This is a genomic window from Actinomyces qiguomingii (assembly GCF_004102025.1).
Lineage (GTDB): Bacteria > Actinomycetota > Actinomycetes > Actinomycetales > Actinomycetaceae > Actinomyces > Actinomyces qiguomingii.
The window spans coordinates 1,913,490-1,937,132 of record NZ_CP025228.1; the positions used below are offsets into that span (position 1 = coordinate 1,913,490).

A 23,643-nucleotide genomic window follows, 5' to 3' on the forward strand; every position below is an offset into this window, starting at 1 on the left:
GCGTCAGCAGGCGGCGCGCAGGGCGGCGGCCCGATCGGTGGACTCCCAGGTGAATCCGGGCCGCCCGAAGTGCCCGTAGGCGCTAGTGCTGCGATAGACCGGACGCAAAAGGTCCAGGTCACGTGTGATCGCGGCCGGACGCAGGTCGAAGACCTCTCGGATGGCGGCGGTGATCCGTTCCACGGGCGCCTTCTCCGTACCGAAGGTCTCCACATACAGGCCCACGGGCCGGGCCGAGCCGATGGCGTAGGCCACCTGAACCTCGCAGCGGTCGGCCAGACCAGCGGCGACCACATTCTTGGCGACCCAACGCATGGCGTAGGCCCCAGAACGGTCCACCTTGGAGGGGTCCTTGCCCGAGAAGGCGCCGCCGCCGTGACGGGCCACGCCGCCGTAGGTGTCGACGATGATCTTGCGGCCGGTAAGGCCGGCGTCGCCGGCCGGGCCGCCAATGACGAACTGACCGGACGGATTTACCAGGATCTGGGCGTCGGCGGTGGCCAGTCTCAATCCCTTCGCCTCCTCCGCCTCCAGCACCGGACGGATGACCTCGGTGGTCATGGCGTCGGTTAAAAAGGCGCGGCTGCGACCGGGATCGTGCTGGGTGGATAGGACCACACCGACCAGACGGACCGGCGTGTCGCCGTCGTAGCCGATGGTTACCTGGGTCTTACCGTCGGGCCGCAGCCCGTCGACTATGCCCTGTTTACGCACATATGCCAGGCGTTCGGCCAGGCGGTGGGCCAGGTGAATCGGCAGCGGCATGAGTTCGGCGGTGTCAGTGCAGGCATAACCGAACATGAGTCCCTGATCGCCGGCGCCCTGGAAGTCGAGCGGGTCGAGGTCGGCGGTGTCGTCACGCACCTCAAGGGCCTTGTCCACGCCGGCAGCGATATCGGGTGACTGCTGGCCGATTGAGACCGACACGCCGCAGGAGGCGCCATCGAAGCAGACCTGGGAGGAGGTGTAGCCGATGGAGACGATCTCATTGCGGACAATGTCCGGGATCTCCACATAGGCGCTGGTACTCACCTCTCCGGCCACGTGTACGAGTCCGGTTGTGACCATGGTTTCGACTGCGACATGAGCTGCAGGATCCTGGGTGAGAATCGCATCCAGGATGGCGTCGGAGATGCGGTCGCAAATCTTGTCCGGGTGGCCCTCAGTGACCGACTCGGAGGTGAAAGGGCGTAGGCGGGATCTCACCCCCCAAGGGTACCGGCGCGCGCCCGCACTGAGCGCACAGGCCGACGGTGCGCACATGTGGCAAGCCTTACTGCCGGTCCATGCTGCTGCGCAGTCGGTCACTGATCAATGCGACCAGCGCATCGGCGACCTCCCGCTTGGTGCCCTGTGCGCGAGCGACCTCCTGCCCGGAGGCGTCCAGCACCACCACCGCATTGGGCACATCGCCGAAGCCGCGATCGGCTCCGACGGCGTTTACGGCCAGCAGATCGGCTCCCTTGCGGCGGGCCTTGACGACGCCGTGGGCCAGCACGTCGCCGTGCGCATCCCCGGTTTCGGCGGCGAAGCCAACCACTAGGACGGTCCGGTCATCCCTGCGCGGAGGGTCGGTGACCAGTTCGGCCAGGATATCGGGATTCTCCACCAGGGTGATCGTGGGGCCGGCCGCGCCCTCATCGGGCCGCACGGAGGTATCCAGGAGACGCTTCTTGAGTTTGAATCCGGCGACATCGGCGGGGCGATAATCCGCGACCGCCGCCGCCATCACCACGGCATCGGCATCGGCGGCCGCTGCACGCACCGCATCGCGCAACTGGAGGGCGGTGGAGACGGCAACCACCTGTACCTGGGGCGGCAGTTCGTCCAACACATTCGACTCCACGTGTGCGGACACCAGGGTTACACGGGCGCCGCGGGCGGCGGCGGCCGCGGCGACGGCGCCACCCTGACGACCGGAGGATCGATTCCCCAGGTAGCGCACCGGGTCCAGCGGTTCACGGGTGCCGCCGGCGGACACCACGATGTGGCGGCCAGCCAGATCGCCGTTGGAGGAGCCGTCGGCCAACACGGACAGGGCGCGGGCAATGATCTGTTCGGGCTCGGGCAGACGCCCGGCCCCGTATCCAGTGCCGGTCAGCGGCCCCGAATCGGGGTCGATGATGGTCACGCCGCGGCGCCGCAGGGTGGCCACGTTCTCACGTGTGGCCGGGTGGTTCCACATCTGGGTGTGCATCGCCGGAGCCATCACCACCGGGGCGGTGGTTGTCAGCAGGGTGGCGGTCAGCAGGTCGTCGGCGCGGCCGGCGGCGGCGCGGGCCAGCAGGTCGGCAGAGGCCGGGGCCACCAGGACCAGTTCAGCCCACTCCCCCGTCTCCACATGGGCGACGGCGGCGGGGTCCTCAAAAACACCGGACTGCACAGGAGCGCCGGTGACGGCGGCCAGCGCCGGGGCGCCGATGAAACGCAGCGCAGCCGGCGTGGGAACGGTGCGTACCTCATGCCCGGCCGCCCGCAGCGATCGGATCACCGACGGCGCCTTGTAGGCGGCGATGGAACCGGAGACCCCTACGACCACGCGGCGCGCCCGGGTGGGGTGGGCCCTGCGGGCGCGGTTGTCAGAACTGGATGTCATCCAGGCCGGTGCCGCCCACGGACTCTTCGGAACCGCCCAAGTCAATAGGGCCGTCCAGCTGGATGTCTGAGAACATGTCCGCCTCGGCGGCGCGGCGGGCCTCCTCGGCCTCGGCGCGACGCGCACGGGCCTCATCACCGGAGATCACCTGGAGCTTGTCCTCGGCGACCTCACGCAGAGCGATGCTCAGGGCCTTGTCCTCATTGTCGGCCTCTACCAGGGGGCCGAAGTACTCGAACTGGTTGTCCTCCAGCTGCTGGTTGTAGCTGTTGATCTGCCGAGCGCGCTTGGCGGCCTCCACCACCAGCCCGTACTTGGAGTCGACCTTCTCCAGAAGATCGTCAATGGGAGGGTTGGTGATTCCCTCGGGATCAGCGGAGGTTCCGAGCATGTGCTTGTCTCCCAATGTGTTTAGTGCCGGTTCAGGAGCGGCCACTGCGGGGTGCGCAGGCACCCGGTGCCGTAGCGCCGCGAGCACCCCAGTCTAGCGGCTCAAGCCGAGTACTTCCTCAAGCTGGTCCGTGGCACGTGCCACGGAGTCGTTGACAATGATGTGGTCGAATTCATCGGCGGCGGCCAACTCCACTCTGGCAGTGTCTAGACGCCGAGCACGTTCAGCGGGTGCCTCGGTTCCGCGCCCGATGAGCCGGGCGACCAGCTCCTCCCAGCTCGGCGGGGCGATGAAGACCAGCCGCGCCTGGGGCATGGCGGCACGAACCTGCCGTGCACCGTCCAGGTCGATCTCCAGTACGGCCGGTTCACCGGCGTCGAGCCGTTCCTGCACCGGGCGGCGGGGGGTGCCGTAGCGGTGGGTACCGTGCACCAGCGCCCATTCCAGCATCTGACCGGACGCGACCAGGTGGTCAAACTCCGCATCGGAAACGAAGTGGTAATGAACACCGTCCCGCTCCCCGGGGCGAGGGGGCCGAGTAGTGGCTGACACCGACACGAACAGGTCGGGATGGCGGCGACGCAACTCGGTTACGACAGTGCCCTTCCCCACGGCGGTAGGACCGGCGATCACGGTGAGTCGGGCGGGCGGCACCTGGGCTACGGTCATGGACCCATCATGCCCCCTCGGGCACCGGTCAGCCGAAGCGGCGCACGAGTTCGGCGCGCTGCCGGGGACCCAGCCCCCGCACACGCCGACTGGCCGCGATGCCGACCTCCTGCGCCAGTGCGCGCGCACCCACCTTTCCCACACGCGGCAAAGATCGCAGCAGGTCCAGAGCACGCATTTTGGCCAGCGCCTCATCGCTTCGGGCGGCCTCCAGCAGGGCGGATACGGTCAGGGCGCCGCGCTTGAGCTCAGCCTTGGCCCAGGCGCGTCGATCTCGGGCGGCGACGGCCTTGTGCAATGCAGCCGCCCGTTGACCGGGACTGAGTTCAGGGATAGCCATGGTTTCCTCCATAGGCAGGCGGGATATATGCCTATGTCAGGTTATGCCAAGCTGGATCGACACGCACGCCCTGCGTGGCGCGGTCAAGGGGCCAGGGCGGCGGCGGCCTCAGCTGCGGCCCGGGCGGCCGCTGCTCGCAGATCGGTGGCGGTCGGTCCGGAATTGAGCACGCTGCGGGAGCAGGATGCCAGCACATTACGGCGCGCCGCCCCGAAGACCGCCCGCAGCTGTGCCGCCCCGGCGCCCTGAGCCCCCACACCGGGTGCCAGCAGGGGCGCGTTCGCAGCCAGTAGATCAATGTCGAGTGCGCCAACGGCATCGCCAATGGTGGCTCCGACCACCAAACCGATGGAACCCAGGGTGCCGGCAGCCCGGGCGGCGGCGTTGGCGTCGGCCACCCCGGCGACCACCTCGGCGGCCACTGCCCGGCCCGCCGCGGTGCGGGCGTGCTGCACGGCGGCGCCCTCCGGATTAGAGGTCAGCGCCAACACGAATACTCCGCGCCCGGTGCGTGCCGCCAAGTCAAGCGCCGGCGCCAGCGAACCGTAGCCCAAATACGGACTAACCGTGATGGCGTCCGCGGCCAAGGGGGCGCCATCGGCCAAATAGGCCTGGGCGTAACCGTCCATGGTGGAGCCGATATCGCCGCGCTTGACGTCCAGGATGGCCGCGGTGCCCGCCTGCCGCAGGGCCGCCAAGGTCTCCTCCAATACGGCGATGCCGGCGGAACCATGCCGTTCAAAGAAGGCCGACTGCGGTTTTACGGCCGCCACCCGCCCGCCCAGCGCATCAACCACGCGCAGGGAGAACTCCTGTAGCCCGGCGGGCGTATCTGGTAGGCCCCAGGCGTCCAACAACGCCGGGTGCGGGTCGATGCCCACACACAGCGGGCCGTGGGTGTCCATAGCGGCGGCCAGGCGCTCGCCGAATGGAAGACCGGCCCGGCGGGTGCCGTCGTGTCCGACCGGGATGGAAGTCATCGGCGCGCCTCCTGCATTGCGGCCTCGGTACGGCGGGTGCGCCGATCGGCGTCGTGCTGCTGCAGGCTGCGCACCCGGAAGGGGCCGGCCAGCTGCGACTCCAACGCCTGCACCGCCGCCTGCAACTCCTGGACGGTGGTGATGATCGGCTTATCCGCGCTGGTGGTGGCAGCGCGGATCGAGTAGCCGTCGGCGCGGGCCCCCTGCCCCTTGGGGGTGTTGATGACCATGTCTATGGCACCGGATTCGATCAGTCCGACGATGGTCTGCTCGCCATGAGCGCCCCGGCCCTCGCTGACCTTACGCACCGCGGTGGCCGCGATGCCGTTGCGACGCAGCACCTGGGCGGTGCCGGTGGTGGCGTAGATGGTGAATCCCAGTTCGGCCAGGCGGGCCACAGGCAGGACGATGGCGCGCTTGTCCCGGTCCGCGACCGACACGAACAAAACGCCCTCGCCCGGCAACCCGCCGTAGGCACCGGCCTGAGACTTGGCGAAGGCTCGCGGGAAGTTGATGTCATAGCCCATGACCTCGCCGGTGGATCGCATCTCCGGGCCGAGCACCGTGTCCACCACCCGCCCGGAGGGGGTGCGGAAGCGCTTGAAGGGCAGCACCGCCTCCTTGACCGCGATCGGGTCATAAGCGTCGGTGACGGAGGCGTCGTGGGCGGGCAGGTGACCGGTGGCCTTGAGGTCGGCGATGGTCTGGCCGGCCATGATCAGGGCGGCCGCCTTGGCCAGCTGCACTCCGGTCGCCTTGGATACGAAGGGCACGGTGCGTGAGGCGCGCGGATTGGCCTCGATCACGTACAGCGTGTCCGATACCAGCGCGTACTGGATATTGATCAGGCCACGCACCCCCACGCCGGCGGCGATCGCGGCGGTGCAGCGGCGGATCCGGGAGATCTCCGTATCCGAAAGGGTCATGGGCGGCAACACACAGGCAGAGTCACCGGAGTGGATACCGGCCTCCTCAATGTGCTCCATCACGCCGCCTAGGAAAAGCTCGGCACCGTCGTAGAGGGCGTCAACATCGATCTCAATGGCGTCGTCAAGGAAACGGTCTATCAACAGCGGACCGTTGGCATAGGCGCCACCGGCCTCAGCGGAGGCGCGTGCCAGATAGTCGGCTAGGCCATCGCGGTTGTAGACGATCTCCATGCCGCGTCCGCCCAACACATAGCTGGGGCGCACCAGCACCGGGAAGCCGATCTCGGCGGCCACCGCCAGGGTCTGCTCGTCGCTCAAGGCGGTGCCGTGGGCGGGGGCGGGTAGTCCGGCGCGCTCCAGCACCACGCCGAACACTTCTCGGTCCTCGGCGGCATCGATGGCCTCCGGGGTGGTGCCCACAATGGGGACCCCGGCTGCCTTCAGGCGCGCTGCCAGAGAAAGCGGGGTCTGTCCTCCGAGCTGGACGATCATGCCGGCGACCGGACCGGCGGCCAGCTCCGCCTGATAGACCTCCATGACATCCTCGAAGGTCAGCGGCTCGAAGTACAGACGGTCGGAGATGTCGTAGTCGGTGGACACGGTCTCCGGGTTGCAGTTGACCATGACGGTGTCGTAGCGCTCGGACAGGGCCATGGTGGCGTGCACGCAGGAGTAGTCGAACTCGATGCCCTGACCGATCCGGTTGGGTCCCGCACCCAGGATGATGACCGCCTCCCGCTCCCGGGGGGCGACCTCGGTTTCCTGCTCGTAGGTCGAGTACAGGTAGGGGGTGTTGGCGGCGAACTCGGCGGCGCAGGTGTCCACCGTCTTGTACACGGGCCGCACGCCGAAGGCGTGGCGCATCTGCCGCACCGTGTCTTCGCCGATGCCGCGCAAAGAGGCGATCTGGCTGTCGGAGAAGCCGTGCCTCTTGGCACGCCCGAGCAGCTCGGGCGTCAGCGCCGAGGCGCTCCGAACCGCCTCTGCCACTTCCTGCAACAGGAACATCTGGTCCAGGAACCACGGATCGATTGCGGTGGCGTCGAAGAGCTGCTCCAAGGTCGCGCCGCCGCGGATGGCCTGCTGCAGGTCCACCAGGCGGTGCTCGGTAGGGGTACGCAGCGACTCAATAAGCGCAGGCAGCTGCTCGGCGGTGGGAGCCGGTCCGTTCCAGTGGAAGACGCTGCCGGGCTTGTCGATGGAGCGCATGGCCTTTTGCAGGGCCTCGGTGTAGCAACGGCCCAGCGCCATGGCCTCCCCCACCGACTTCATGGTGGTGGTAAGTGTCGGGTCGGCGCCGCGGAACTTCTCGAAGGCGAAGCGCGGCACCTTGACCACCACGTAGTCGACTGCCGGTTCGAAGGAGGCCGGGGTGGATCCGGTGATGTCGTTGGGGATCTCGTCCAAGGTGTAGCCCACGGCCAGGCGGGCGGCGATCTTGGCGATGGGAAAGCCGGTGGCCTTAGAGGCCAGGGCGGAGGAGCGGGACACGCGCGGATTCATCTCAATGACGATCACGCGGCCGGTATTGGGGTGCACGGCGAATTGAATGTTGCAGCCGCCGGTGTCCACGCCCACCTCGCGGATGACCGCAATGGCGATGTCGCGCAGCTGCTGCAGCTCCCGATCGGTCAGGGTTAGGGCCGGGGCGATGGTGATGGAGTCACCGGTGTGCACGCCCACAGGGTCGACGTTCTCAATGGAGCACACCATCACGCAGTTGTCGACCCGGTCGCGCATGACCTCCAGTTCGATCTCCTTCCAGCCCAGGATGGACTCCTCCAGCAGCACCTCGCTGGTGCGCGAGTCGGCCAGGCCCTGGCCAGCGATGCGCTCGAGATCCTCGGCGTTGTAGGCAAAGCCGGAACCGAGCCCGCCCATGGTGAAGGAGGGGCGCACAACTACCGGGTAGCCGCCGAGCGCCTCCACGCCGGCGTGACATTCGGCCATGGTGTGGGCGATGACACTGCGGGCCACCTCGGCGCCGCAGCGCTCGACCACGCGCTTGAACTCCTCGCGGTCCTCGCCGGCGTTGATGGCCTCGGCGCGAGCGCCGATAAGCTCCACCCCGTACTTATCCAGGACCCCGGCCTCCACCAGGCTCATGGCGGTGTTCAGTGCGGTCTGGCCGCCAAGGGTGGGCAGCAGGGCATCAGGACGCTCCTTGGCGATAATCGCCTCCACCACCTCCGGGGTAATGGGCTCAACATAGGTGGCGTCGGCCATGTCCGGGTCGGTCATGATGGTTGCCGGGTTGGAGTTGACCAGGATGACGCGGATGCCCTCGGCGCGCAGTACGCGGCAGGCCTGGGTGCCGGAGTAGTCGAATTCGCAGGCCTGGCCGATCACGATCGGACCGGAGCCGATTACCAGGACGGAGGAGATGTCAGTACGGCGGGGCATCAGGCGTTTTCCTCGTTAACGGTCTGGGGGACGGCAGTGGCGAAGTCGGTCTTGGTAGAAGCACCGGCTACGCGGTGCTCGTGCATCATGCGGATGAAGCGGTCGAACAGATGCTCGCCATCATGCGGGCCGGCGGCCGCCTCGGGGTGGAACTGCACTGAGAAGGCGGGCAGGTCCAGTGCGCGCAGACCCTCGACTACCCCGTCATTCAGTCCCAGGTAGCTGACCTCCACCCGCCCGTAGCGGCCGGAGTCGAAGGGCGCCGTTGTGGCCCCCTGGGTGGGTGCGTTGACGGCGAAGCCGTGGTTGTGGGAGGTGATCTCTACCCGGCCGGTGGCCCGGTCCAACACCGGCTGGTTGACGCCTCGGTGCCCGTAGTCAAGTTTGTAGGTGCCGAAGCCCAGCGCCCTGCCAAAGATCTGGTTGCCCAGGCAGATACCGAAGAAGGGAATACGGGCGTCTAGAACGCCACGCAGCAGCTCCACCTCAGCGTCGGCCGTCCCCGGATCGCCGGGGCCATTGGAGAAAAAGACTCCATCAGGGTGCAGGGCGAGTACCTCGACCAAGGTGGTGGACTGCGGCAGCACGTGTACGCGTACGCCCCGTTCGGCCAGCTGCCAGGGGGTGCGTGCCTTGATACCCAGGTCGATGGCGGCCACAACGGCGATCGGCTCCTGGCCGGCGAAGTCGCCCCCGGGTTCTACGGTGTAAGGCTCGGTGGTGGTCACCTCCGCCGCCAGCGCCTGTCCGGTCATGGCCGGTGCGGAGCGTACCGCGTCCAAACAGGACTCGATAACCCGCGGGGTCGGCTGTGACTGCTCCGGTGAGGCCACGCCATCGGGCAGGGCGGTCCCGGAGAAGATACCGGCGCGCATGGCTCCCCGCTCACGCAGGTGGCGGGTCAGGGCGCGGGTGTCGATGTCGCAAATGCCGACCACGCCGTGGGTCACCAGCTCGGTCTCCAGTTCGCGGCGGGATCGCCAGGAGGAGGCGCGCCGAGCCGGGTCGCGCACCACGAAACCTGCCACCCAGATGCGGTCGGACTCCCCGTCCTCGTCGTTGATGCCGGTATTACCGATGTGCGGCGCGGTCATCACCACGATCTGCCGGTGGTAGGAGGGGTCGGTGAGAGTCTCCTGGTAACCGGTCATGCCGGTGTTGAAGACGATCTCGGCGACAGTGGAGCCGGTGGCGCCGTAGGAGCTACCCACCAGTGTGTAGCCGTCTTCCAGGACCAGCAGTGCCGGGGTGCGCACGATACGCTCTCCGGCGGGCAGGGCGGGGCTGGTGAAACCGCCGTAGGCAGCCGGCGTGGGACTGGAGTCGTTCATGCCTGCTCCTTCGGTTCGGTCTCCTGGCTTGCACGCTCCACGGGACGACCGGCCAGCACGGTGGGGCGGCCGTGTAGGAAGGTGGCCAGTACCTGCCCGGGCAGCTCCATGCCGACGTAGGGGGTGTTGGTGGAACGAGTCCACTGGGACTCGGGGTCAACTACCTGCCGCACGCCGGGGTCCACCACCGTGACATTGGCGGGCTCTCCCACGGCCAGCGGGCGGCCCTGATCGGCTAGTCGACCGATGCGGGCCGGCGTTTCGGACAGCACGCGCGCCACGTCCCGCCAGGTCATGAGTCCGGGCTCGACCATGGTGGCGATGATGATTGGCAGGGCTGTCTCCAGACCGGTCATGCCGAAGGCGCCGGCCTGCCACTCGCAGTCTTTGGACTCGCGCGGATGGGGGGCGTGATCCGTGCCGACCACGTCGATGGTCCCGTCGGCCAGTGCTTCTCGCACCGCCTCCACGTCGGCGGCGGTGCGCAGCGGCGGGTTGACCTTGTACCGGGGCGAGTAGGTGCGGGCCAGTTCGTCGGTCAGCAGCAGATGATGAGGGGTGACTTCGGCGGTGACATTGATTCCGCGGGCCTTGGCCCAGCGGATGATCTCCACGCTGCCGGCGGTGGACAGGTGGCACACATGCAGGCGGGAACCGACGTGCCCCGCCAATAAGACGTCACGGGCGATGATCGACTCCTCGGCGACGGCGGGCCAGCCGGCCAGGCCGAGCTCGGCCGAGACACGGCCCTCATGCATCTGGGAGCCCTCGGTCAGGCGCGGGTCCTGGGAGTGCTGGGCAATCACGCCGTCGAAGGACTTGACGTATTCCAAGGCGCGGCGCATGAGCACCGGGTCGGATACGCAGTTGCCGTCATCGGAAAAGACACGCACCCGGGCGGCAGAGTGCGCCATAGCACCCATCTGGGACAGGTGCTCACCCTTAAGCCCCTCGGAGACGGCACCGACAGGGTGCACATCCACCCAGCCGGCCTGGTTGCCCAGGCGCAGCACCTGCTCGACCACACCGGCGTTGTCCTGCGCAGGGGTGGTGTTGGCCATGGCGAACACGGCGGTGTAACCGCCGACGGCGGCGGCACGGGTGCCGGTGTAGACGGTTTCGGCGCTCTCACCGCCGGGTTGACGCAGGTGGGTGTGAATGTCCACCAGACCGGGCAGTAGCACCCGGCCGGCCAGGTCGTCGTGGCGGTGGGCGTCGGCGGGGGCCTGGGCGGCGGCGTCGGAGCCGATGGCGGCCAGGCGGCCTTCGCTGATCAGGACATCGGTGGCGTCCTCGCCATAGGGGCGGACACCGGGCAGGAGGTGAGCGGTCACAGCTGGTTCCCTTCGTCGGCGAGGAGCAGGTAGAGAGCGGCCATACGCACAGAGACGCCGTTACCCACCTGTTCGACCACGCGCGAGCGGGGGTCGTCAGCGGCGTCGGCGGTGATCTCCAGGCCACGATTCATAGGGCCGGGGTGCATGACGATGGCGTGTTCGGGCATGGCGGTTCGGCGCACCGCGCCGAGCCCGTAGCCGCGTGAGTACTCCTCCGGGCTGGGGAAGAAGCCACCGCCCGCGGCGCTCATGCGCTCGCGCTGCACGCGCAGCATCATCACGGCATCGGGCTCGACGGCGGCGATGGCGGCATCGAAATCGTAGGAGACCTCGCAGGGCCAGTCATCCATGCCCACCGGCAGCAGGGTGGGTGGGGCGACCAGGGTGACCCGCGCGCCCAGCGTTGTGAGCAGGTCGACATTTGAGCGGGCCACCCGTGAGTGCAATACGTCGCCGACGATGATCACTCGGGCCCCTTCCAGGTCACGGCCCTGGGGGGCCGGGGCGCCGTCGGCGGCGCGGGCCGAACCGGAGGCTGGTCCGCCGGGGGCGTACCAGCGGCGCAGGGTCATGGCGTCCAGCAGCGCCTGGGTGGGGTGCTGGTGGGTGCCGTCGCCAGCATTGAGGACGGGCACGTCAATCCAGCCAGCGTGCGCCAGCAGGTGGGCGGCGCCGCAGGCGGAGTGGCGCACCACCACTGCGTCGGCGCCCATGGCCATGATGGTCTGTGCGGTGTCCTTCAGGGTCTCCCCCTTGGAGACCGAGGAGCCTTTGGCGGAGAAGTTGATGACGTCGGCGCTCAGGCGCTTGGCGGCGGCCTCGAAGGACAGCCGAGTGCGGGTGGAGTCCTCGAAGAAGAGGTTCACCACGGTCTTGCCGCGCAGGGTGGGCAGCTTCTTGACGGCGTGGCGCTGGGTAGCGGCCATTGCCTCGGCGGTGTCGAGCACCATCACCGCCTCGTCATGGGACAGGTCCTTGGCGGACAGCAGGTGCTTCATCGGGTGGCCTCCTGGGTCTGGGCGTCGACGATGGTCACGGCGTCCGCGTCGGCGCCGAGCTCGGTCAGGGCGACTACCACCTTCTCCGAGCGCGAAGTGGGCAGATTCTTACCCACATAGTCGGCCCGGATGGGTAGCTGGCGGTGACCCCGGTCCACCAGGACGGCCAGCTGAACCGCGTCGGCGCGGCCGATTGCGCCTAGGGCGTCCAGGGCGGCCCGGATGGTGCGGCCGGAGAATAGGACGTCGTCAACCAGGATGACGGTGCGTCCCTCCAGAGTCTCACCCGGAATCCGCGTGGGCCGGGGCACGCGGATGGGATGACGGCCGAGATCGTCGCGGTACATGGTGATGTCGAGGGTGCCTACCGGCGGGGCGCCGGCACCTTCCTCCCCTTTGGCTGCCATCTCCAGGGCGGCGGCCAGACGCTGGGCCAATGGGACTCCGCCGGTTGGGATGCCGAGAATCATCAGGTCACTGCTGCCCCGATTGCGTTCGAGGATCTCGTGGGCTATGCGGACGAGGGAGCGCTGAATCTCGGCAGCGCCGAGGATCTGCTTCCCGCTGGGCTGGGCTGCGGCCACGGTATGTGGACCTCCTTCTCCGCCTCACTGGACGGGCTTCAAGGATGTCGGTCGGGCCGATGTTAGCGCAGGGACTGGGCCGACGCGTCCGGTGTCCGCCCGGTGAGCCTCACACCCCCCACGCCGAGTTCGGTCGACGTTACCGCCGAGTTCGGCCGATATTACCGCCGAGTTCGGTCGATATGGCATGGGGAGTCGCGCCCGCCCACGGTGCCGGGTTGGGTGCCTTAGCCGCATTCGTATATGACGGCGGAACGCCCACGCCAGCCCCTCGCCCGTCAGCAGCACGCTCAGCTCCCCTCGAGCACCGCGCGGGCGGTGACCTCATCGGTCACGAGCGCGGAGAGGAAGCCGCCACGCAGCGCAGCCCGGATAGCCGTGATCTTGTCCTCGCCGGCAGCCACGCCGACCACCACTGGAATCGCCTTAAGCCGTTCGGGCTCCATGCACAGGGTGCGCTCACACAGCGCCGTGGGCACGTGTCTTCCCTCGGCGTCCAGATGATGTCCGCACAGGTGTGCAACTGCGCCACGACGGCGGCACTCGCGCACCACCTGCGGTGTCATCCACTTGCGCAGCAGCGGGCTGGCGGACTCGCCCACCGCACCGATACCCGTAAGGGCAACGTCGCTGCGCGCGGCCAGTTCCAGGGTGGTGGCTACCTGATCCTCTTGGCGTACGGCGCGCGCCAGATTCAGAGAGTCGAACACTAAAGGCACGGTAAGGGAGCGATACCGGCCTCCCAGCCGCATGGCGAGATTGCGGCACACGTCGCCGCCGTCGCCCAGGTCGAAGGACTCGCCCGCCGAGCCGATCATGGACACGACGGTAGAACTCGGCCAGGTGCGCTCAGGCGTCTGCTGTACGACGGCGGCCACTGCCCGTCCATTGGACACAGCTATCACCGAACGCGGCCCGCAGTAGTCGACCAGCAGCTCTGCCGCGGCCCTGGCCACGTCGGGCGTCACACCAGGGAGCACCGGGTGGGAGACCTCGGTGACGCGCGCCTCCTTAAGGCTGTAGGCCGAACTGAGCTGCTCCTCCAGCGCCATTAGGCGCTCGATGGGGTGGGCAACGGTTACCCGCACGATCCCAACCCTGCGGGCCTCGGTCAGTTTGCGTGAGACCGTGGAACGCGAGTAGCCCAGGCGTTCGGCGATCTCCTCCTGACTCAGATCCCGGTCCCAGTAAAGGTGAGCGATATTGAGCAGCAGCCGCGCCTGCTCACGGTCCAGGTTGGCGCACATAGTTGCATCTTACGATCAGCAACTTCGTATTTCACTGTAAATATTGCAGGCGTATCGGTTGTGAACACCACCTTCGCTGATGGAAAGATGCACGAACGTGCATGACCGCCTTTTGTAGACGGGTCGGGCCATGCCTAGCGTTAAGGCGTCGCAACGGTGGGAACTGGGAACTTGGGACCGGCTCCCACCCGGCGGCTCCCTCGCTCACCCGTTCGAAGGAGAACCATATGGCAGTTGTCCGCACCATCAACGGCGACGTCGATCCGTCCACACTCGGCGTCGTTAACGCCCACGACCACCTCATCCGCGTCGGCGCGGGCGAGGTTTACATCGACCCCGACCATCTTCTGGATGACGAGGATAAGGCGGCCCAGGAAGCCGGATACTTCGTCGCCGCCTCCAAGCGCTTCGCCCCGACCGCCACCATCGTGGACATGTGTCCGGCCTCCTGTGGCCGCGGCGTGGTCAAGCTCAAGCGGGTGGTCGAACGGGTCCCCGACCTGCAGGTCATCCAGGCCACCGGCTTCCACCAGCAGAAGGTGTACCTGGAGTGGCGCCAGTCCTGGGTCAACCAGTACACCGTCAACGAGATCGCCGACTTGCTGATCGCCGACATCGTCGAAGGCGTTGACGCGGGCGACTACATGGGCCCGCTGGTCAGACGCACCGACGTGCGTGCCGGCGTGATCAAGTGGGCCACCGCCTACGGGAAGATCACTGACTGGGAGGTCAAGACCGGTAAGGCCGTCGCCATTGCTTCCAAGGAGACCGGCGCGCCGGTCAACACCCATGTCACCGCCGGCACCTGTGGCCCCGAGCAGGCCCGCTTCCTGATCGACCAGGGCGTGGCCCCGGAGAAGATCGCCATCGGCCACATCCAGCGCAACTGGGACCCGTGGGTCCAGGAGCAGATCACGAAGCTAGGCGCCTACGTGGAACTGGACGGCACCAACCGCATCAAATACGTGCCGGACAACGCCCGCGTCAACTTGCTCAAAGTGCTAGGTGAGAAGGGCTACGGCAAGCAGATACTGCTCGGCACCGACTCTGGCAAGGCCTCCTACCAGAAGGCCTACGGCTCGGTCTCCGGGATCGACTACGACCCGGCCGTGTTCTGCCCGCGCCTGATCGACGACGAGGGCTTCGACCCCGACTATGTCCAGGACCTGCTGGTGAACAATGCCGCGACGTTCTTCGCCTTCGAGCCCTTGGCCGACTGAACGAGGCGAATCGAAATGAGCGAACCCCGCAACACGCCCAGGCTCCAGATCGCCCTGGACACCCTGGACCAGCCCAGTGCGCTGGGCCCGCTGCAGCAGGCGGCGCCGTACGTCGACATCATCGAGTGCGGCACCATCCTGATCCTTTGCGAGGGCTACCATGCGGTGCGCAACATCCGCGCCCTGTTCCCCAACAAGCAGATCCTGGCCGACGTGCGCATCGCGGAGGCCGGTGCCAAAATCGCTCGCCTTGCCTTCGAGGCCGGCGCGGACCTGGTCTCCTGCGTGGCGGGCGCCTCCATGACCACTATCGAGCAGGTCTGCAAGGTAGCCGCGGATTTCGACGGCGAGGTGCAGGTGGAGCTGGCCGACGAGTGGTACGACCCCGAGCGTGCCCGCGCCTGGCGCGCCGCCGGCGTCCAGCACGTCATCGTCAAGCGCTCCCGCGACCGCGAGGCGGCCGGCGACCTGTCCTGGAAGGCCGAGGACATGGACCGCGTCGACGAACTGGCGGACATGGGCTTCACGGTCACCGTCACCGGGGGCATCAATGTGGGGGATCTGCCCGCCTTCATCGGCAGGCGGGTAGGCATCGTCATCGCCGGCCGGTCAATTGTGGCCGCCGCCGACCCGGCCGGCTCCGCAGCCGCCCTGCGCGATGCCATCGACAAGGTGTGGCCATGAGCATGACCTTCCTTGATGACGGCATCCGTCTGGGCATCTATGAGAAGGCCCTGGTCTCCAACCCGCTGGCCAGCCCGGACGACTGGGCGAGCTTCCTGGCGCAGGTGCCGCAGGCCGGCTACTCCTTCCTGGACCTGTCGGTCGACGAGTCCCCCGAGCGGGAGGCCCGCCTGGAGTGGGGGCCGCGCCAGTGCCGCATGGTTCGACAGGCCGCCGAATCGGTCGGCACCGGCATCGGCGGGGTGTGCCTGTCGGTGCACCGGCGCATCGGCCCGGGCTCGGCCGACCCCGAAGTCAGGCGACGGGCCCGGGAGGTCATGGCCCGGGGCCTCGAACTGTGCCACGAGCTAGGCGCGCCCGTGATCCAGGTCGCGGGCTACTACGCCTACTACGAGGACCCGCACCCTGACGCCGAGCGCTGGTACTGCCAGCTGCTGGCCGACGCCGTTCCCCTGGCCTCCCGCCTGGGAGTGGTGATGGGGATTGAGAACGTTGACGGCACGGACGTGACCTCCATCGGCAAGGCCATGGAGTTCGTTGACGCCGTCGGCTCCCCCTATCTGCAGGTCTACCCGGACCTGGGCAACATCGCCGAGCAGGGGCTCGATCCCATCGTCGAACTCGAGGCCGGCCGTGGGCACATGGTGGCCATGCACGCCAAGGACGTGCGGCGCGGCGAGCCCCGCAGGGTGGACATGGGCACGGGCATCGTCGACTGGGACCTGTCCTTCAAGCTGCTCGCCGAGCAGCACTGGACCGGTCGACTCATGATCGAGATGTGGAACGACGACGCCCCCGACTCAGTGGCGCGCTGCATCGGCGCCCGCGAATTCATTGAGGGCAAGGCCGCTGGCGCCGGCATCGCCATCGACAAGCCCTGAGCGCCACTTAACGACTCGCACCGCGAGCCGCACCCGGCATACGCCGTCCCCCCGACCGTCTTCGAACACACCCGCGGCCACAGCCAGACAGGCAGCCGCACCGCCGCGAACTCGCGGCCATACACAGCCAACCAGAAGGACCGAACAATGACGTACGACCTGACCACCATCGGTGAGGGACAGATCCGCCTCACCTGCGAACGCGGCGACCGGCTGGCGACGGCCCGTTCACTGCGCATGACCGCCGCCGGCTCCGAGGCCAACGTCGCCGGCCTGCTCAGCCAACTGGGCCGCTCCACCGCCTGGGCCTCGAAGCTGCCCAGGGGCGAGTTGGCCGACCGCATCGCCCTGGAGTACTCCGCCGTCGGCGTGGACATCCGCCACACGGTGATGACTGAGGAAGGCCGCGTGGCCCTGTACTTCCTCGAGCCGGGCGAGTTTCCGCTGCCGGGCAAAGTCACCTACGACCGGCTGCACACGCCATTTCGCACCATCACGCCGGAGGAGTTCAACTGGGACGCCCTGCTGGACACCCGCGTCGTCTTCCTTACCGGCATCACCGCCGCGCTCACCCCCGAGACCGCCCGGGTGGTGCGGTACTTCGCCGACGCCGCCGTCGAAAGGGGCGTGGACCTCGCCCTGGACGTCAACTTCCGCTCACTGCTGTGGAGCGGCGAGCAGGCCCGCGCCACCCTGGAGCCGATTGCGCGCCAATCCTCGATCCTGTTCTGCTCGCGCACCGACGCGCGCATCGTGTTCGGCATCGACAAGGCCGACGTGCAGGCCTGCCACGCCCTGCGCGAGGAAATGGGCGTGCCCACGGTTGTCTCAACCGACGGCCGCGCCGGCACCTACCTGTCGACGGCGGAGAAAGACCGGACCTTCGAGATCCACTCGGTGCCGGTGATCGACCGGCCCGGTGCGGGTGACTCCTTCGTTGCCGGCACCCTACACGGCTGGCTGGACGGCGACGTGGAGAAGGGCATCCAGATGGGCACCAAGGTCGCTCAGATAGCGCTGACGCACCACGGCGACCTCACACATGTGCGGGCCGGCGAGCTCCAGACCCTCCAGGGCTCGGACATCCTCCGGTGACAAGGCCCCGCACCAGCGTTCATCCTCCTTCAACGAGATCGGAATGAAATGAGCACACAGACAGCGCAGTCGGCGGCGCCGCAGGGCAGAACCGCCCCTGAGCAGATCGACAATCATCGCCTGACCGGACACCAGAAGTCGCTTATCAGCATGGCTATTGTGGGCAACGTGTCGGAGTTCTTCGACATGTTTCTCATCGGTTTCATCATAAATCTACTCATCGAGACGCCCGGCTGGAACCTGACCGGATTTCAGTCGGGAGTAATCCTGGCAGGCGCGGGCCTGGGCACGGTACTGGGATCGATCACCTGGGGGCGCCTGGCAGACGTTTTCGGCCGCAAACACGCCTTCATCTGGTGCATCGTGGTGCTGGTGGTCTTCACTGCGGCCTCGGCAATCACCCCCGTTAACGGCTGGATCCTGCTGACCATCTTGCGCACGGGAGTCGGATTCGGTGTCGGAGGCCTGAACATTACCTCCGTGCCCTACGTGCAGGAGTTCGTGCCGGCCAAGCAACGGGGACTGCTGGCCGGGCTCACGAGTGTGTTCATCCCTGCGGGGATCTTCCTGGGCGGGCTGGTCACCAAGTACCTCGGTGGCCCCGTTGGGTGGCGTGGCTTGATCGCCATTGGCTGCATCCCCATTGTCCTGTTGGCTTGGACCCGGATCATTCCGGAATCACCGCGCTTCTTGCAGTCAAGGGGGCGGGAGCGCGAGGCCCGGGAGGCCTACGCCTGGGCCATGGAGATCCCTGTTGAACAGGTGGCCGATCTGCCGGAGCTGCCGCAAAAGTCCTCAGCGTCCTATGCGGTCATCTTCTCCAGGTATCCGAAGCAGCTGCTGGTGGTGGCAACAGGATCCTTCTGCTTCATAATGGGCTCATTCACGGTCCAGTCTTGGGGACAGACGCTGCTAGGGCAGTCCTTCAAGTTCAACGCGGGAACCGTGGCAACCCTGTTCATGTTCGTGTCTCTCGGCGACCTGCTGGGGCGCCTGGGATCGGCCTGGATCTCGGACAAGATCGGACGGCGCTGGACCATGTTCGGCTGCGGCATGATTGGCGCGATCGGCGCTCTAATCGCTGCCTTCTCAACGCGGATGGTCACCGGCGATGAGATCGGTAACGCCGGGTACGTGTTCTTCGCCGGCATCTTCATTGTGATGATGTTCGGCGACGGCGCATTCGGCATCCTCAACGCTTTCGGCGGGGAGCAGTTCCCCACTGAGGCGCGCTCCACCGGGCTAGGGCTCGGGTACGGCATCGGCGCGATAGCGAAGGTGGTCGGCCCCTACTTTGTGGGCGCCCTGGTGGGCTCGGCCGAGCTCAGCCATGAAGTGGTGTTCGTGCCCTTCATTATCTTTGCGATGCTGCTGTTCCTGGGCGGAGTGACCTATCTATTCGCGCGCGAGACCAAGGGTGCCTCCCTGGAGGACATCTAGCGTCGTGTCGTGGCCGCGGTCCGCCGACCGCGGCCACGACAGCGCATCACGTTGCCAACCGCCAACACCCTCAAACCGGAAGAGCCACATTCCGCAGCTCACGAGTAAACGACCCGGAACAGACCAGACCCCGCGGTAGCCGCAGTAGGCAAAAACGGGGTCTATGGACGAGTCGAATTCAGCGTAGCGTGTCGGCCAGGTCGCCGATGCGGCCCAGCAGCCCGTTGAGGAAGCGGGGGGAGTCGTCGGTCGACAGCATGCGAGCAAGGGTGATCGCCTCGTCGACGGCTACCGGCCCATCGACATCGTCATTCCAGACGATTTCCCAGGTGGCCAGGCGCGCTATGGCCCGGTCCGTGGCCGGCATGCGGCTGAGCACCCACCCGTGGGAGTAGGTTTCTATGGTCTCGTCAATCTCGGCCAGATGGTCGGCGACGCCGGCCAGCGCCTGGCGGGTGTAGGCGGGCGCCTCGGTGTGATTGGCGGAGTGGAAGGCCCGCTCGGCGGCTAATTCCCGGAGGTTCTGCACCCCGGATGGTCCGGCCAGTAGGCCGCGCTGGTCGGCCTCGAAGAGTACCTCCACGGCACGCCGCCGCGCCTTGGTGCGTGCGGTGACCGGGTATTTGGGGCGCTCGCCCTTGGCGGGAGCACCGTCATCATCCAGTGGCTCCGCGGCGGCGTCGGGCTCCGATACCGGCATAGATTCGGTCATCGGCGGTCAGTCGGTGACGCGCGAGATGTAGGAGCGGGAGCGGGTGTCGACCTTGACCTTGTCGCCGATGTTGAGGAACAGCGGGACCTGGATCTCGGCACCGGTCTCCAGTGTGGCGGGCTTGGTGCCCGCAGAGGAGCGGTCGCCCTGCAGTCCAGGCTCGGTGTGGGAGATGGTCAGCACCACGGCAGCCGGCAGTTCCACGAACAGCACTGTCTCCTCATGGAAGGCGACAATCACGTCCTGGCCCTCCAGCATGAGATCGGCCGACTGCCCGACCACATCGGCCGAAACATAGGTCTGCTCATAGGTCTTGACGTCCATGAAGACGAAGTCGTCGCCGTCCTTGTAGGAGAACTGCATGTCACGCCGGTCGACTGTGGCGGTCTCAACCTTGAGACCGGCGTTGAAGGTCCGGTCGACCGTCTTGCCGGACAGAACGTTCTTGATCTTGGTGCGCACGAAGGCGGGGCCCTTGCCCGGCTTGACGTGCTGGAACTCGACCACCTGCCACAGCTGCCCCTCCAGGTTGAGCACCATGCCGTTCTTCAGGTCGTTCGTCGTTGCCACGTGCGGTTCCTTACTCGCTAGGGGATGTCGAAGTCTTAGACCGCACAAGCTTACCGCCCTGATCCGGCAGTGCTCGGGCAGATGCCTGTCATGCCCGTCACGAGCGGGATGCCGCAACCACTTCAGGTTATTTCAGCCGACCTGGGTGGGTGGAGGGCATGCAGATCTCCCAGGCGGGCCAAGGTGGCGTAACGCTGTTCGGCATAGGGCAGGGAGACCTCCAACAGGAACTCGGCCATACGGTCCTGCCCTTGGCGGGCCAGCTGCGCGGCGAGGGAGCGGATATCATCGGGGTGCCGGTTCTGGCTCATCTTGGCCTTGCCCCGGACCCGCTCGATGCCGACCTCGACCGCCACGATCGCTCGCGCCATCCGCTCGAGCTTCTCCTCCCCTACCGCACCGAGCACGTCATCGGACTCATACAGCTCGGTAAGTCGACGCGCAGCTCGTAGGGCCGCCTGGGGGTCGGGGTCGATATGCACCGGCCCCCACACGTGCAAGGTGATGTAGTCCCAAGTGGGCACGTTCGCCTGAATCGCATTAGTGGCGTACCAGCTCGGTGAAACGTAGGCGTCTACGTCGTCGAAGATTACCATGGCGCCGCCGGTGATCGGCTCGCGCACCTGCGGGTTGTTGCGCACCAGATGGGTGACCAGCGTGCCGCGCTCGGTATCCCGGTAGAAGGGCACGAGCGTGGCCTGCGGCGCGTCGTCGTGCACGGTGATGAGATTGCCCACGCGGGGGCGGGCAAGCATCGCGGTGGCGTAATCATCGGGGAGCTCGAAATGCCCGGGCACGTACATGAGGTCACTTTATGGCGTGACCGGTCACCCGGTCGAGGTCGTTCCGGTCTAGTATCGCGGCGGCGGCCTGGGCGGGGGTGGTCTCGGTGGTGTCGACGACGACGGCGCTCACGTCCGCGCACGCCTCCTCGCGCTGGCGCAGCATGTGTATGAAGGCCTGGTGGACATTGCCCAGGGCCACCGACCGGGGGGCGTCCAGGCCATTGCGGGTGGCCAGGCGTCGCGCGGCGGCCGTCAGATGGACCAGGCGCGCGCCGTCGGTCTCGGCCCGCTTCAGGGCACTGCGTATCTCCGAGTCGCCCAGGCAACCGGATCCGAGGGCCACAACGGCACCTTCCCCGAGGGCCCGGTCTATGGCCGCCAGGGCGGTGGCCGTCTCGGCGCGCCGGTAGCGCTCCTCCCCAACAGCTACCAGGGCAATGTCCGCAGAGGTTCCCAGCACTCTGGCCGTCTCCTGTCCGACGTCCACCAGCATCGCCCCGGTGGCCTGCGCCAGGGCCCGGCCAACACTGGAACAGCCCGCACCGGGAACACCGATCAGCACCACCCCGGAGGATTTCACTCCGGGCCTCCGGGGACCGAGTCCCCCTTAGGGGCTGCCGTGACCGCCTCATGGGCGGCGCGCAGCACCTCCAGGGAGGGCCTGACACCGCGCACGGGTTTGGTGATGTCCTCCAATAGCACCATGCGCAGCCTGCCGGCACGCGCCTTCTTATCCGCGGTCATAGCCGCGTGCAGTGCCTGAAAGGCATCCGCGCCTTCGGGGAATGCCACCGGCAGGCCGGCGGCGCTAAAGGCGCGCCGGTGCAGCGCCAGCGCCTCGGCATCCAGATATCCCAGCCGGTGCGAGACCTCGGCGGCAAAGACGCAGCCAACGGCGACCGCCTCGCCGTGCCGCCAGGTGTAACCGGTGACCTTCTCGATGGCGTGCGCATAGGTGTGCCCGTAGTTGAGGATCTCCCGCAGACCGGATTCGGCTAGATCCTCCCCTACCACGCAGGCCTTGACCGCCACTGAACGGGTCACCAACTCGCAGATCCCCGGTGAGTGAGCGGTCGGCGGGATCGGCTCGGCCAGCACCCGGTCCAGGATCACCGGGTCGGCGATGAATCCGCATTTGACGACCTCCCCCATACCGGCACGCAGCTCCGGTGCGGGCAGCGTCACCAGGTGGCCCAGGTCGGCGATCACGGCGGCAGGAGGGTGAAAGGCGCCAACCAGGTTCTTGCCGGAGTCGGTGTCTATGCCGGTCTTGCCCCCAACGGCGGCATCCACCATCGCCAGCAGGCTGGTGGGCACCTGCACGACCGGCACGCCACGCAGCCAGGTGGCCGCGGCGAATCCCGCCAGGTCGGTGGCAGCCCCGCCTCCGACGCCGACCAGGCAGCCGTCCCGTCCCATGCGTAAGGCACCCAACTGCTCCCAGATCTCGTTCAGTACGGTGGCCTTCTTGGCGCTCTCCCCATCCGGTACCTCAATACGGCTCACCCGTAGACCTGCCCTATTCAGGGCGGTCGCATAGTCGGCGGCGACCCCGGCCAGGGCCTGGGCATGCACCAGTGCCACCCCGCCGCCCCCCGCACCGGGCGCCTCCAGGACGGCGCGGGTGACGGCTTCGGTCAGGCCCGATCCGATAACCACGTCATAGGGGCGCGCCGCGGTGCTGGCCGGAACGGTGATCCGGGTGATGCCGTCCTCGTGCCGCGGCCGGGTTGCGGCCTGCCGAGGGGCACGGTCGGTGGCGCAAACGGGTGCCAGTGCGGCTGCGGCCTGAGACGGAGCCGCACCCAGGGAGACCAGCACCAGCGCGGCCACCTGCTCCGGGGTGAGTCCGTCGGTGGGAACGGAGATGGTGGCAACCTGCCGATATAACTCGGCGCGCTCGGCGTGCAGGGTCTCCATGCGGGCAAGCACATCGATGGCTACGTCGTCTCGGGCGGCCGCGGTGGCATCGGAGTCGGCGGTGGTGCAGGCACGACCGATCAGCGGGCGGCCTGCGCCGTCACCCACATGGGCGGCCGCGGTGGCGGGGGTGGCCACCAGATGCACGACTATGCGGCCGCGCAGCAGACGGCGGTTCTCCTCCCGCAGCACGGCTCCGCCTCCGAGCGCCACCACCCCCTGGGCGGCGGCCTCGCCGCTGAGCACCGCCCGCAGGGCGCGGGACTCCCGTTCCCGGAAACCGTCCTCCCCCTCGGTCGCGAAGATCTCGGGAATAGTCATGCGGGCGCGACGACGGATCTCCGCATCCGTGTCGGTGACCTGCACTCCCAAGGCGGTTGCCAGTAGGCGGGCCACCGTGGTCTTGCCGGATCCGGGCAGCCCGACCAGTATGAGCGGCAACTGGTCGGCGTTGACGACGGTGTCGGTTCGTACCATGCCGCCCGAAGGGCGGGAGTGAGTGGTGGAAACCATGGGATTCATGGGTAACGA

At 67.6% G+C, this 23,643-nt stretch carries 22 protein-coding genes; 5 read left to right on the forward strand and 17 right to left on the reverse strand.

Annotation, left to right across the window (positions count from 1 at the left end; translation table 11 throughout):
• Nucleotides 1-3: 3 nt before the first annotated feature.
• From metK to CWT10_RS07890, 12 genes are all read right to left on the reverse strand, one after another.
• The gene (gene metK, locus CWT10_RS07835) at nucleotides 4-1,206 is read right to left on the reverse strand and encodes a methionine adenosyltransferase (RefSeq protein WP_233188404.1); all 1,203 of its coding nucleotides are present in this window, start codon (nucleotides 1,204-1,206) and stop codon (nucleotides 4-6) included.
• Nucleotides 1,207-1,273: 67 nt separating this feature from the next.
• The gene (gene coaBC / locus CWT10_RS07840; RefSeq protein ID WP_103064430.1) at nucleotides 1,274-2,596 is read right to left on the reverse strand and encodes a bifunctional phosphopantothenoylcysteine decarboxylase/phosphopantothenate--cysteine ligase CoaBC; all 1,323 of its coding nucleotides are present in this window, start codon (nucleotides 2,594-2,596) and stop codon (nucleotides 1,274-1,276) included.
• Complete coding sequence (gene rpoZ / locus CWT10_RS07845) at nucleotides 2,580-2,987, reverse strand: DNA-directed RNA polymerase subunit omega (protein WP_103064431.1); 408 nt, start codon at nucleotides 2,985-2,987, stop codon at nucleotides 2,580-2,582. Before rpoZ ends, coaBC begins: the two co-directional genes overlap by 17 nt.
• Before the next feature lie 93 nt (nucleotides 2,988-3,080).
• Nucleotides 3,081-3,656, reverse strand: a complete 576-nt coding sequence (gmk, locus tag CWT10_RS07850) for a guanylate kinase (RefSeq protein ID WP_103064432.1) — start codon at nucleotides 3,654-3,656, stop codon at nucleotides 3,081-3,083.
• Between the two features lie 28 nt (nucleotides 3,657-3,684).
• The gene (gene mihF / locus CWT10_RS07855) at nucleotides 3,685-3,996 is read right to left on the reverse strand and encodes an integration host factor, actinobacterial type (RefSeq protein ID WP_103064433.1); all 312 of its coding nucleotides are present in this window, start codon (nucleotides 3,994-3,996) and stop codon (nucleotides 3,685-3,687) included.
• An 83-nt stretch (nucleotides 3,997-4,079) separates the two neighbouring features.
• Nucleotides 4,080-4,976, reverse strand: coding sequence for an orotidine-5'-phosphate decarboxylase (gene pyrF, locus CWT10_RS07860; RefSeq protein ID WP_103064434.1), 897 nt, complete (start codon nucleotides 4,974-4,976; stop codon nucleotides 4,080-4,082).
• Nucleotides 4,973-8,308: a carbamoyl-phosphate synthase large subunit gene (carB, locus tag CWT10_RS07865; protein WP_103064435.1), complete on the reverse strand. Its 3,336-nt coding sequence runs from the start codon at nucleotides 8,306-8,308 to the stop codon at nucleotides 4,973-4,975. The genes pyrF and carB overlap by 4 nt, the downstream gene beginning before the upstream one ends.
• Nucleotides 8,308-9,639 (reverse strand): glutamine-hydrolyzing carbamoyl-phosphate synthase small subunit, encoded by a 1,332-nt coding sequence (gene carA / locus CWT10_RS07870; RefSeq protein ID WP_103064436.1) that lies wholly within the window; start codon nucleotides 9,637-9,639, stop codon nucleotides 8,308-8,310. Before carA ends, carB begins: the two co-directional genes overlap by 1 nt.
• Nucleotides 9,636-10,973, reverse strand: coding sequence for a dihydroorotase (locus tag CWT10_RS07875; protein WP_103064437.1), 1,338 nt, complete (start codon nucleotides 10,971-10,973; stop codon nucleotides 9,636-9,638). The genes carA and CWT10_RS07875 overlap by 4 nt, the downstream gene beginning before the upstream one ends.
• Nucleotides 10,970-11,974 (reverse strand): aspartate carbamoyltransferase catalytic subunit, encoded by a 1,005-nt coding sequence (locus CWT10_RS07880; RefSeq protein ID WP_103064438.1) that lies wholly within the window; start codon nucleotides 11,972-11,974, stop codon nucleotides 10,970-10,972. Before CWT10_RS07880 ends, CWT10_RS07875 begins: the two co-directional genes overlap by 4 nt.
• Nucleotides 11,971-12,558 carry a bifunctional pyr operon transcriptional regulator/uracil phosphoribosyltransferase PyrR gene (gene pyrR / locus CWT10_RS07885; protein ID WP_103064439.1) on the reverse strand — a complete coding sequence of 196 codons (588 nt, stop codon included), beginning with the start codon at nucleotides 12,556-12,558 and terminating at the stop codon, nucleotides 11,971-11,973. The genes CWT10_RS07880 and pyrR overlap by 4 nt, the downstream gene beginning before the upstream one ends.
• A 290-nt stretch (nucleotides 12,559-12,848) precedes the next feature.
• Nucleotides 12,849-13,805, reverse strand: coding sequence for a sugar-binding transcriptional regulator (locus CWT10_RS07890; RefSeq protein WP_103064440.1), 957 nt, complete (start codon nucleotides 13,803-13,805; stop codon nucleotides 12,849-12,851).
• Nucleotides 13,806-14,032: 227 nt separating this feature from the next.
• Between CWT10_RS07890 and CWT10_RS07895 the strand changes: the two genes are divergently transcribed.
• The 5 genes from CWT10_RS07895 to CWT10_RS07915 all read left to right on the forward strand — a co-directional run bounded on the left by CWT10_RS07895 (nucleotide 14,033) and on the right by CWT10_RS07915 (nucleotide 19,125).
• Entirely contained in the window at nucleotides 14,033-15,025 is a 993-nt protein-coding gene (locus CWT10_RS07895) for a phosphotriesterase family protein (RefSeq protein ID WP_103064441.1), read from the forward strand.
• Nucleotides 15,026-15,040: 15 nt separating this feature from the next.
• Nucleotides 15,041-15,709: a 3-dehydro-L-gulonate-6-phosphate decarboxylase gene (locus tag CWT10_RS07900; protein ID WP_103064442.1), complete on the forward strand. Its 669-nt coding sequence runs from the start codon at nucleotides 15,041-15,043 to the stop codon at nucleotides 15,707-15,709.
• A complete protein-coding gene (locus CWT10_RS07905) occupies nucleotides 15,706-16,590 on the forward strand; it encodes an L-ribulose-5-phosphate 3-epimerase (RefSeq protein ID WP_199176405.1) in 885 nt (294 codons plus the stop codon). The genes CWT10_RS07900 and CWT10_RS07905 overlap by 4 nt, the downstream gene beginning before the upstream one ends.
• A 147-nt stretch (nucleotides 16,591-16,737) precedes the next feature.
• On the forward strand, nucleotides 16,738-17,685 hold the full coding sequence (locus tag CWT10_RS07910) for a sugar kinase (RefSeq protein ID WP_103064444.1): 948 nt from the start codon (nucleotides 16,738-16,740) through the stop codon (nucleotides 17,683-17,685).
• Between the two features lie 48 nt (nucleotides 17,686-17,733).
• Nucleotides 17,734-19,125, forward strand: coding sequence for an MFS transporter (locus CWT10_RS07915; protein WP_103064445.1), 1,392 nt, complete (start codon nucleotides 17,734-17,736; stop codon nucleotides 19,123-19,125).
• 178 nt (nucleotides 19,126-19,303) lie between these two features.
• Here the strand turns inward: CWT10_RS07915 and nusB are convergent, their stop codons facing one another.
• From nusB to aroB, 5 genes are all read right to left on the reverse strand, one after another.
• Nucleotides 19,304-19,837 (reverse strand): transcription antitermination factor NusB, encoded by a 534-nt coding sequence (gene nusB, locus CWT10_RS07920; RefSeq protein ID WP_103063378.1) that lies wholly within the window; start codon nucleotides 19,835-19,837, stop codon nucleotides 19,304-19,306.
• A gap of 6 nt (nucleotides 19,838-19,843) precedes the next feature.
• Nucleotides 19,844-20,407 carry an elongation factor P gene (gene efp, locus CWT10_RS07925; RefSeq protein WP_103063377.1) on the reverse strand — a complete coding sequence of 188 codons (564 nt, stop codon included), beginning with the start codon at nucleotides 20,405-20,407 and terminating at the stop codon, nucleotides 19,844-19,846.
• Nucleotides 20,408-20,529: 122 nt separating this feature from the next.
• On the reverse strand, nucleotides 20,530-21,210 hold the full coding sequence (locus CWT10_RS07930; RefSeq protein WP_103063376.1) for an FMN-binding negative transcriptional regulator: 681 nt from the start codon (nucleotides 21,208-21,210) through the stop codon (nucleotides 20,530-20,532).
• 4 nt (nucleotides 21,211-21,214) lie between these two features.
• Nucleotides 21,215-21,772, reverse strand: coding sequence for a shikimate kinase (locus CWT10_RS07935; protein ID WP_103063375.1), 558 nt, complete (start codon nucleotides 21,770-21,772; stop codon nucleotides 21,215-21,217).
• Nucleotides 21,769-23,589: a 3-dehydroquinate synthase gene (gene aroB / locus CWT10_RS07940; protein ID WP_103063383.1), complete on the reverse strand. Its 1,821-nt coding sequence runs from the start codon at nucleotides 23,587-23,589 to the stop codon at nucleotides 21,769-21,771. The genes CWT10_RS07935 and aroB overlap by 4 nt, the downstream gene beginning before the upstream one ends.
• Nucleotides 23,590-23,643 lie beyond the last annotated feature (54 nt).

Excerpts from the sequence above, each read along its gene's own strand:
- coaBC (WP_103064430.1), bottom strand. The coding sequence starts at position 2,596 with ATGACATCCAGTTCTGACAACCGCGCCCGCAGGGCCCACCCCACCCGG.
- rpoZ (WP_103064431.1), bottom strand. The coding sequence starts at position 2,987 with ATGCTCGGAACCTCCGCTGATCCCGAGGGAATCACCAACCCTCCCATT.
- gmk (WP_103064432.1), bottom strand. The coding sequence starts at position 3,656 with ATGACCGTAGCCCAGGTGCCGCCCGCCCGACTCACCGTGATCGCCGGT.
- mihF (WP_103064433.1), bottom strand. The coding sequence starts at position 3,996 with ATGGCTATCCCTGAACTCAGTCCCGGTCAACGGGCGGCTGCATTGCAC.
- pyrF (WP_103064434.1), bottom strand. The coding sequence starts at position 4,976 with ATGACTTCCATCCCGGTCGGACACGACGGCACCCGCCGGGCCGGTCTT.
- carB (WP_103064435.1), bottom strand. The coding sequence starts at position 8,308 with ATGCCCCGCCGTACTGACATCTCCTCCGTCCTGGTAATCGGCTCCGGT.
- carA (WP_103064436.1), bottom strand. The coding sequence starts at position 9,639 with ATGAACGACTCCAGTCCCACGCCGGCTGCCTACGGCGGTTTCACCAGC.
- CWT10_RS07880 (WP_103064438.1), bottom strand. The coding sequence starts at position 11,974 with ATGAAGCACCTGCTGTCCGCCAAGGACCTGTCCCATGACGAGGCGGTG.
- CWT10_RS07890 (WP_103064440.1), bottom strand. The coding sequence starts at position 13,805 with ATGTGCGCCAACCTGGACCGTGAGCAGGCGCGGCTGCTGCTCAATATC.
- CWT10_RS07895 (WP_103064441.1), top strand. The coding sequence starts at position 14,033 with ATGGCAGTTGTCCGCACCATCAACGGCGACGTCGATCCGTCCACACTC.
- CWT10_RS07900 (WP_103064442.1), top strand. The coding sequence starts at position 15,041 with ATGAGCGAACCCCGCAACACGCCCAGGCTCCAGATCGCCCTGGACACC.
- CWT10_RS07905 (WP_199176405.1), top strand. The coding sequence starts at position 15,706 with ATGAGCATGACCTTCCTTGATGACGGCATCCGTCTGGGCATCTATGAG.
- CWT10_RS07910 (WP_103064444.1), top strand. The coding sequence starts at position 16,738 with ATGACGTACGACCTGACCACCATCGGTGAGGGACAGATCCGCCTCACC.
- CWT10_RS07915 (WP_103064445.1), top strand. The coding sequence starts at position 17,734 with ATGAGCACACAGACAGCGCAGTCGGCGGCGCCGCAGGGCAGAACCGCC.
- nusB (WP_103063378.1), bottom strand. The coding sequence starts at position 19,837 with ATGACCGAATCTATGCCGGTATCGGAGCCCGACGCCGCCGCGGAGCCA.
- CWT10_RS07930 (WP_103063376.1), bottom strand. The coding sequence starts at position 21,210 with ATGTACGTGCCCGGGCATTTCGAGCTCCCCGATGATTACGCCACCGCG.
- aroB (WP_103063383.1), bottom strand. The coding sequence starts at position 23,589 with ATGGTACGAACCGACACCGTCGTCAACGCCGACCAGTTGCCGCTCATA.